Annotated in this window: 12 protein-coding genes; 3 read left to right on the top strand and 9 right to left on the bottom strand. The window is 66.0% G+C overall.

The features are described from left to right. The 6 genes from ACFPZ3_RS01350 to ACFPZ3_RS01325 all read right to left on the bottom strand — a co-directional run. Positions 1-567, bottom strand: a 567-nt coding sequence (locus ACFPZ3_RS01350) for a hypothetical protein (protein WP_379512043.1), incomplete at its 3' end; no start/stop codon positions are given. After that, entirely contained in the window at positions 564-782 is a 219-nt protein-coding gene (locus ACFPZ3_RS01345) for a hypothetical protein (RefSeq protein ID WP_379512042.1), read from the bottom strand. The genes ACFPZ3_RS01350 and ACFPZ3_RS01345, both read right to left, overlap by 4 nt. A 12-nt stretch (positions 783-794) precedes the next feature. Then, positions 795-1730 (bottom strand): hypothetical protein, encoded by a 936-nt coding sequence (locus ACFPZ3_RS01340; RefSeq protein ID WP_379512041.1) that lies wholly within the window; start codon positions 1728-1730, stop codon positions 795-797. Beyond that, on the bottom strand, positions 1727-1867 hold the full coding sequence (locus ACFPZ3_RS01335; RefSeq protein WP_379512040.1) for a hypothetical protein: 141 nt from the start codon (positions 1865-1867) through the stop codon (positions 1727-1729). Before ACFPZ3_RS01335 ends, ACFPZ3_RS01340 begins: the two co-directional genes overlap by 4 nt. Positions 1868-2036: 169 nt before the next feature. Then, positions 2037-2366: a WhiB family transcriptional regulator gene (locus ACFPZ3_RS01330; protein ID WP_379512039.1), complete on the bottom strand. Its 330-nt coding sequence runs from the start codon at positions 2364-2366 to the stop codon at positions 2037-2039. After that, positions 2363-2554, bottom strand: coding sequence for a hypothetical protein (locus tag ACFPZ3_RS01325; protein ID WP_379512038.1), 192 nt, complete (start codon positions 2552-2554; stop codon positions 2363-2365). Before ACFPZ3_RS01325 ends, ACFPZ3_RS01330 begins: the two co-directional genes overlap by 4 nt. 199 nt (positions 2555-2753) lie before the next feature. Between ACFPZ3_RS01325 and ACFPZ3_RS01320 the strand changes: the two genes are divergently transcribed. Further along, on the top strand, positions 2754-3566 hold the full coding sequence (locus ACFPZ3_RS01320) for a GntR family transcriptional regulator (protein ID WP_379512037.1): 813 nt from the start codon (positions 2754-2756) through the stop codon (positions 3564-3566). Next, positions 3559-4122: a GNAT family N-acetyltransferase gene (locus ACFPZ3_RS01315; RefSeq protein ID WP_379512036.1), complete on the top strand. Its 564-nt coding sequence runs from the start codon at positions 3559-3561 to the stop codon at positions 4120-4122. Before ACFPZ3_RS01320 ends, ACFPZ3_RS01315 begins: the two co-directional genes overlap by 8 nt. A 16-nt stretch (positions 4123-4138) precedes the next feature. On the opposite strand, the gene ACFPZ3_RS01310 is transcribed toward ACFPZ3_RS01315, so the two are convergent. Both ACFPZ3_RS01310 and ACFPZ3_RS01305 read right to left on the bottom strand, forming a co-directional pair. Then, on the bottom strand, positions 4139-4366 hold the full coding sequence (locus ACFPZ3_RS01310) for a hypothetical protein (RefSeq protein WP_379512035.1): 228 nt from the start codon (positions 4364-4366) through the stop codon (positions 4139-4141). Between the two features lie 86 nt (positions 4367-4452). Further along, positions 4453-4704 (bottom strand): hypothetical protein, encoded by a 252-nt coding sequence (locus ACFPZ3_RS01305; protein WP_379512034.1) that lies wholly within the window; start codon positions 4702-4704, stop codon positions 4453-4455. Between the two features lie 101 nt (positions 4705-4805). Between ACFPZ3_RS01305 and ACFPZ3_RS01300 the strand changes: the two genes are divergently transcribed. Further along, a complete protein-coding gene (locus tag ACFPZ3_RS01300; protein WP_379512033.1) occupies positions 4806-6038 on the top strand; it encodes an XRE family transcriptional regulator in 1233 nt (410 codons plus the stop codon). Positions 6039-6182: 144 nt separating this feature from the next. Here ACFPZ3_RS01300 and ACFPZ3_RS01295 read toward each other — a convergent pair whose 3' ends face one another. Beyond that, on the bottom strand, positions 6183-7901 hold the full coding sequence (locus tag ACFPZ3_RS01295) for a hypothetical protein (RefSeq protein WP_379512032.1): 1719 nt from the start codon (positions 7899-7901) through the stop codon (positions 6183-6185). Positions 7902-8354: the final 453 nt, after the last annotated feature.

Below are 8354 nucleotides of genomic sequence, written 5' to 3'. Positions count from 1 at the left end.
GCGCTGCTTGTCCAGCTTGAGCCACGTCTCCGGGTCGTTGCGGTCGGCGGCGTACTGGCGCAGCGCCCAGTTGCCTTCCTCCGCCGTGGCCCAGTGCAGGAGCTTGCCGGTGGCGCGGAAGAAGCCGACCGGGGCGTAGAGGGTGGTCTTGGCGGCGTACTTGGGTGAGCGGACGGCGTGGTAGCCGATGACGTACCCGGCGTCCTTGGCCTGCCAGGCGAGCATGACGCGGATGCCGCGCCAGGAGCGGAGCGTGGCGGGGATGATCGGCGCACGGCGTTGGGTCTGCTGCGTGGCGTACGGCGCGGCGTCGTCGTCCGGCGGGTCGACCGGAGGTCCGAGGACCGTGTCTTCGATCGCGATGGTCTCGCGGTCGAAGAACTCGTCTTCGGCGGCGGTCTCAGTGTCGTCGTCAGAGGCGCGCTTGCGGCGGCTGTCCAGCGGCACCACCTGGCCGCCGGTCTCGACCGTCGCGGTCGTGGACCGGTCGGCGAACGGGAGACCGTTCAGATCGGTCAGCGGGTCGTCGCTGGACAGATTTTCCGGTTCGTGCGAGTTCTGGGTCATGATGAGGTCACCTCGTGTGCGTACCTGCGGGCGGGGTTGCAGGGCGCGACCGGAGTCTTGGCGGATGAGGTCGCGCCCTGTGCGTTGGTCGAACGGGTCTGGAAAGCCATGTGGATCTCAGCCCGAACGCGCGGGCCGGTCACCACGATGCGCATGAAGATGGCCCCCAGGATGGCCAGGCAGATGGCCGTGACGATGACGGCGAAGGTCAGCATGGCGTCCTCCTCTCAGGCAGGGTTGCTGCGCAGGGCATCGCGGACGGCGCGGGCGGCATCCATCCCGCACCCCAAGGCGCGGCGGAACTTGTCCGCTCCGGAGTCGACGGAGAGCTGACCGGTCCCGATCAGGTGGCGGGCGTGAGCGGTCAGTTTGTCGACGGTGGCCGCATTTGCCCTGTACGACGGGGTGGTAGGGGTACCGGACGGGCGGTGGTCGAGGCTGGCGAACGCGGCCAGGATGATCGGCAGTGCGGTGACGACGGCGACCGCCACGATCGGTCCCAGGATGTGCAGGACCAGTCGGGACAGGGAGAAGTCGGCGGCCACCAGCGGCAGGTAGGGCCAGGCGTTCATGGCGAGCGTGAGCCCCAGGAACAGCCCTTCGTTCCGTACGAGCTTGCGGTCGTTGAGCGGTTGGCCTCGCGTGCCGAGGTAGGCGCGGGCGCCGACCACGACCAGCAGGGCCAGGGACAGGAACGGTTCGACCAGCCAGGCGAAGACCCAGGCCGGAGACCAGGGCGGCGCGCCGTCGGCGGCGAAGTGCTGCACCCCGGCCGTTGACCAGGCCAGCGCCAGCGTGAGCGAGACAAGAGCGGCGGTGACCAGCAGCCGTCGCATCCGGGCGGCCTGCCAGGCGCGCATGTCGGGGTCTTGAGCCAGCGCGTGCAGTCGCGCGGCTTCCTGGGCGGCCTTGCGGCGCTTGCGCACCTTGGCCGTGTCCAGCAGCAGCGGCGCGTCGTCGTCCTGGAGGTCGGTCAGCAGGTGCGCTTCGGCCACCTCCGCACGCAGTTTGCGCACGCGCTTGGTCTCACCGCCGGCCACCGGCTGGGACGGCACAGCGGCTGCGATGTGCTGGTTGGCGAGATGTTCGAGGTCGGCCAGGGCGCTGGCCATCTCCTCCGGACTCGGCTCGAAGGGCTGGTCGGGGTTGGCGATGTGGCTCATGCGGCTTCCTCCGTCCGCGCGGTGGCGGGCTGGTAGTGGTGGGTGTCGGCGTGCGGCGGGGCCATCCGCCATGGATGGGTGAGGATGCTGTGGCGGCTGCTGGTCCGATCCCAGAAGGCGGCGCGGATGCGGGACATCAGCGCTCCTCGTGCCGGGACCGGATACGGCAGGCCCGGCATCCAGGGGCGCAGGACGCGCCGTGGGCGGGGCAGAGCTGGATACGGCGGCCGGTCGCGGTGCCGCACCGGCGGCAGCCGATGACACTGGCGGAGCGCTGGCCGCAGTCGAGGCAGCGGAAGCGAGTCATCACGCCACCTCGTTCGCGTGGCGGCGCGGCAGGAAGGTGAGGAGCGGACGTACGTCCCTCAGCTCTTCTGCGGTGTAGCCCGCCCAGACGCCTTCCTCCGGGTCGAGCGCCATGGCGTAGGACAGGCAGGCGGCGCGGGCCGGGCAGCGCGCCTGGCAGATGGCCTTGGCGGTCGCCTCCCGTACCCATCGCTCTTCGTCGGTCTCGATGTCGGGGCCGGTGAAGAGCACGGCCTTGGTGGAGTCGCATGCCGGTTCGGCGTTGATCAGGTCGTCCAGCAGATCGGCGACGTCGTCGGCCTCGTACTGGTCGGTGTGCTGGTCGTTCACAGCTTCACCCCCAGCGCCCGCAGGGACTGGACGAGGGCGAGGCGGATGCAGGTGGGGCAGATCGACGGCGACGGCGGCTCGGCACCCGGCGCGGACTCCTCCACGCCGTCACACATGAGACAGAACCACTGGATGGGCTCGGTGAGGTCGTCAGGGACGACCTGCATGGTCTTGGACCCGTGGGTCATGATGAAGACACCTCTCTTGAAGGGGCGCCGGGGTGCGGGACTGGTTTGGCGACTAGGGACCGCATCCCGGCTTCTTCGTTGTTTGGCCTGGTCAGCTGGGCTGATCATGCCCTGGTGCGTCTTATTTAAACAAGGCGAACAAGGCCCGTCAACCACTCTGGCATACTTGTTTAAACAAGGAGATCGAGAGGGGCCCAACATGCCCAGCCAGAGGCGGCGCGACGCGCTCCGCGGGGACGTGTCGGCACGGATCGCCGACGACCTACGACAGGCCATCCTGAGCGGCGAGTTCGCCGAGGGGGACAGGCTTCCCAGCACGTCAGAACTCATGGAGCAAGAGCAGGTGTCGTCGCTGAGCGTGCGACACGCCTACCAGGCGCTGATCGGTGAGGGCCTGGTCGTGGCCGTACCGAAGAAGGGCTTCTACGTCCGCGAGTCGCTGTGCATGACCTGGCACATGACGAAGTGGCAGGACCCGAAGCGCCTGGAGAACGTCAAGACCGACGGCTGGACGGCGGACGTCGAATCCGCCGGCTACTCCCATCGCCAGACCATCAGCGTGAGCATCCTGTCCGGCAGCCACCTGGTGGCTGGAACACCGATCGCGGAGCGGCTGGGCATCCCGGAAAGCGAACGCATCGTGGTGCGTAGCCGCGTCCGCTACATCGGGCCAGGCCCGGATCAGCCGGCCAACGAACCCGAGTCACTGGCCGACTCCTACTACGCGTACAACCTCGTCAAGGACACCGGGATCATGGAGCCGAACAGCGTCAACACGGCCCAGGTCCTCGCCGACCTCGGATGCCCGATGCGCGACCACATCGACGAGCTGACTCCGCGCATCGCCTCTCGCCAGGAGACGGACCGCCTGCAACTGGCCGGTGTCATGGCCGTGCTCGAAGTGGTGCGGACTACGTTGACCACCTCAGGGAAGCCGGTCCTGGTGCTGCACCAGATCAGGCCGGGGAATGGGTCGAAGTACATCTACCAAGTGGGGTGCAGCGATGCCTGAGCGCCCCGTCCTGGCGGCCCGTCTCGCCGTCGAGAGCGACACCGAGCGCGTCATTGAGCTGCGCGCCGAGTCCGAAGACTGGCTGGTCAAGCGCGGCATCCAGCAGTGGACGGCCAAGTGGGACGACATCGGCCGACAGAAGATCCACCGCAACATCGCCAACCGCGAGACCTGGGTCTTCGAGCACGACGACGAGACCATCGCCACGGTCACCCTCAACACCCGGCCTGACCTCGACTTCTGGGACCCGGACGCCGATGGACCGGCCCTGTACCTGTACAAACTCCTCCTGGCCCGCGACCGTGCCGGTGAGGGGCTGGGGGCCGACATCGTGAACTGGTCGGTCGACCAGGCCGCCCAGCGAGGGTTCCCCTGGCTCCGGCTGGACGTGTGGAAGACGAATCACGGGCTGCAGCGCTACTACCTGGAGCAGGGATTCGCGCACGTCCGGACGGTGGAGGTGGCGGGACGTGACTCGGGGGCCTGCTTCCAACGGCAGGCCGTTCCCACGAAGGTGGACAACATCGTCGCGGCGACTGTTCAGGCCGAGCGGTGACCCAGGCGGGTCGTCTTCAGGAGGCGCGTCTCTTGTGGTTGTGGGTGCTCACGAGCGCGGCCCAGACGAGGCGAGCCGTGGCGTGGCGGCCCCGGCCGGTCTCCTCATACCCGTTCCTCTTGGTGTGGCGCAGGACGAAGAACAGCCCGGCCTCGCAGCACCACTCGTACTCGCCGCAACACGAGGTCTCCATGACCCGGACCGGGCGCGAGCTGGATGGGACGTGCGGTTCCCATGCGTACATGACGTGCTTTCCGTTTACGCGCGGAGGGCGGCGCATGTGCACGCCGCCCTCCGCGATAGCTGATCTGTCGTACGGATCCGCCGGCCTCACTCGGCGGCAGCGACGGCCTTCTCCCGGCACACGCGCAACAGGGTCACGCCGTAGATGTAGGAGGGGTCGGATGCGTAGCGGTCGAGACGCACGACCTGCACCACGCCCGTGGTACCCGGCCCTAACGACTCCAGCGCCTGCCGCAACAGCACGGCGGCGCGCTCAAGCTCCCCGGTAATGCCGCACGATCCCCGGCCGTCGTCGTCAGAAGCCGTCCACGAGTAGAAACCCTCGGTGTCGAAGTGCACGACTACATCAGAGCCACGCGTTCTGCCACGCCAGTAGAGGACACTGAGAGGCGAGCCTTGCTGTCCGCCCCCGTGTCCGCCTGCCCCCGGAGGTGCACCGGATGAACGACGACGCTCCAGAGGTTCCTGTCTGGGCCACCCGCCTGCTCGCCGCGCGCACCACCCGCGAATGGTCCCAACGCGACCTGGCCCGTGAGCTGATCAAGGCCTCCGACAAGCCCCTGACCGAGCTACCGAACCTCATCCGCCGCATCCGGGGCCACGAGACCGGCGAGCACCGCCCGGACGCCTTCTACACCACGCTCTACTGCAAGGCGTTCGGCCTGACCGAAGACCAACTGTTCGGCACCGTGATCAAGCCGGTCCCCACCCTGGCTCTCCCAACGCTCGCGCCCGACGCCGACCTGTATGAGCGCATCACCCGCGCCATCAAACACCCCTCCCGCGTCGATCTGGCCACCGTGCAATGGCTGGAACACTGCCTGGCCGAACACCGCCGCGTCGAGGACACCATCGGCAGCCGCCCCCTCCTGCCCCTCATCCACGCCCAGCTGTCCACCGTGGCCGACCTCGCCCGAGGCGCCCGGGGCCCACTCGCCGACCGGGCCGTCGCCGTCCTGGCCCAGTACGCCCAGTTCATCGCCTGGATGTGCCACGATTCTCGTCGGCACGCCGCCGCCCTGGCCTGGTACGACCGCTCCCACGCCTGGGCCATCGAAGCCGGAGACGCCTGCCTCGCCTCCACCACCCTCAACATGCGCGCCCACCAAGCTTGGAGCCTCGGCGACGCCCCCCGCTGCATCCGCCTGGCCGAAGCCTCCCGCTGGCACGACGGCCGCACCACCCACGGCGTCCAAGGCATGGCCGCCCAAATGGCCGGCCGAGGCCACGCCCAACTCGGCGAAGCCAACCAAGCCCGCACCCGACTCGCCGAAGCCGAAGACCTCATCCGCACCGCCGCCGAACACCCCGACGACGAACCACCCTGGATGTACTTCTACGACGAGGGCTGGTTCCTCATGCAACGCGGCATGGCCGAACTGGAACTCGGCGACGGCCGCCGCGCCGCCGGCTACCTCGAACGCGGCCTGTCCAAACTGCCTGACCACTACCGCCGGGACAAAGCCTGGTACGGAGCCTGCCTCGCCCGCGCCCAGGTCATCCAAGGCGACGCCGAAGCCGCAGTCGCCACGGCTCTGGATGTCACTCCGGATGCCACGGCGCTCAATGCCTACGCCGTGACCGAACTTCGCCGCATCGCCCACGACCTAGCGATGGCAGGCGCTCCCGGTTCTGAGGCGATCAACGAGTTCTTGTCGGGCTCGAAGCTGTAGCCAGTGTCTCTGCTGTCCCCGCTGTCCCTCACCCTCGCTTGAAGTGCGAATATCCACGGAGCCAGCGGGGACAGCTCCGAGACTGTGATTGCCGTACTGTCCCCAAGTACTGCTGGAACACTGCCCTCGGCTGCCCCCAGTGTTTCAGCGCTTTTGCATGGATTGAGAACCGATCCAAGGCACGCGAGCCGGAGCATGGCGTCGCAAGACGCGTTCAGCCGGAAGGAATGCCCGGATGAGGGCGGGAGGAGGCGCTGTCGCGAGCCACTGGCACTCGCCAGCAAGAACTTGCACGAACCTCTCCACGCGCCTATCGGCATTTTCTTCGGCAATAAACACTGCAGCGGCTCGGAGGCCAGAACAAACATGTCCAGCAGCTTCTAGCAGTTCAGCTTTCGCCGGTTCAGCTCCGACAGCAAGCAAGCCCGCCAACCGGTCGCGCTCTCCCGCCACATGCGCCGCCGCGAGGCACAGGACAGTGGTGGCGCTTACGTCTGCTACTTCCCCTGCATTTTTCATGGCATGCGCGATCAGAGGTAGCTCCACGAAAAACAAAGGGTCGATCGTTCCCCACAGACCATCGGCGAGGTTGAGAGCAACCTGAATCGCGCTCTGATCAATGCATAGGACTGGACGTTCAGCCTCCTGCCGAAGCTCCCACCTCGTTATCCCTTTGTCTACCTGTGCGGCCCTCAAAAGGGCGCGCAGCAGAGTCCGCATTGTTCCGCCGGAGAGGTTGGGCACTTGCATATACATACACGTTCCTCGCCTCTGGACATCCAATACTGGCTGGCCCACCTCACCCATGACCTGAAGCATGTCGAGGCATCTGGTCACCTCGTTGTTCTCATCCACTTGCCACGGGTTCATCTGCGAGTTCTGCGCATAAGAAACAGCGACACCTATCTCAAAACCTTGGCATATAGTCCGAGCCTGGAGAGCCGTGTCCAGCATTTCATCGAGCTCTACCGCCTGGTCGCCGAGCATGACCTTTCCTTGCGAGGCATCCCAATGAAATTCTTCATGCGCGATTGCGTTACGCCACTCGGGAAGCACCACTGCAGCCAGCATCGAGCAGAGAGGGTCGCTCTTTTCTGCCCCCAATAGGTCAGCGATCGTGCTGAGGGTGACTCGAGGTGGTATCTGCCTGCCAAGCAACTGCAAGACCGCAATAGAAGTCAACTTAACGTCGCCTTCCGATATCACCTTATAGAGATCCGCAAGTGGCCTGACCTGGTCTCCCTCGAACGTCGCCGCACGGTACGTTTTCCACGCATTCACGAGTCCTTGAAATGCCGACAACATCAAGGGCTCGCGTTGCACGTGCCGCGCTATTACTGCGCGAGTGCGTTCCAAATCAGCTTTCAAATTCTTGGTGACTAGATCACGAGCGTGCATCACGGCGCGATGTGCGATCAGCGGGCGATCAGACGCCGCGAGAATGGTTAGGTGTTGGCGGAGCTCACCGGTGAGAGGCAATGACTCATCGATCAAATGGCGCATCTGACGGTGCAGTCTTCGATCAAGGCCGCGCGGATCTCGCGCCCAGGCGGCCGCGATCCGGGCCCTTGATGTTAAACCACTTCCTTGCCTTACATCAGCTGTCGATAGCCCTAGAACGCGCTCATACGCATCCTCCTGTTCGTCGATTGGCGAGGCGAGTGCATCATTGAGCCGTTCAGCTGCAGCGTCGCCCTCGCGGGCAGATGTCCACAGCGCCAACCACGCCGCAGCGTCCCATCCCTGCCCAAGGCACTCGATCGCGTCATGCACAGAGCGAAGAGCTGAAACGGCAAGGTCATCTGCGGCCTTGCCTTCACGTGTACCGGTGCCAGGTGGCTTGAAGCGGGCAATCTCCGCCATGACGGCGACGAACGTGGCCCCACGTGTGCTCAGCTCGCGCGCCAATCTCGGGAGTTGCTTGCTCACAACCTCCCGCGCGGCGGACGCCAACGGAACAAGGTCCTCCAACGTTGATCTGATCCGCCACCACTGCTCAATGAGACGCGCATCTATGAGGACGGCCCTCCACTGACTGAGAGTGACCGGCATGAAAGCGTTGCCGTGCCGCTTAGCGGCCTCGCTTGGAGGGACGGCGAGGCTCAGATTCCGGATCAGAGCGCGAGTTGCTTCCTGAACCTCGCGCGACACGTTGCCCAAGTCCTTGGGCAGGCCCGTTTCCACGACTGCAGTTTGCCAGTGGAGGGGCAAGCATGGCTCCTGAATATCCTCTCGCGCGGCTTTCGACTCGCTACACCTGTCCGGCCACCTCTGTGCGTGACAGTCTGCGTGACAACCAACGCGGACGATCACGAA

This window comes from Nonomuraea insulae, from assembly GCF_042656245.1.
The sequence above is the reverse complement of the archived record's forward strand: the minus strand, read 5'-3'. Positions and strand labels throughout refer to the sequence as shown.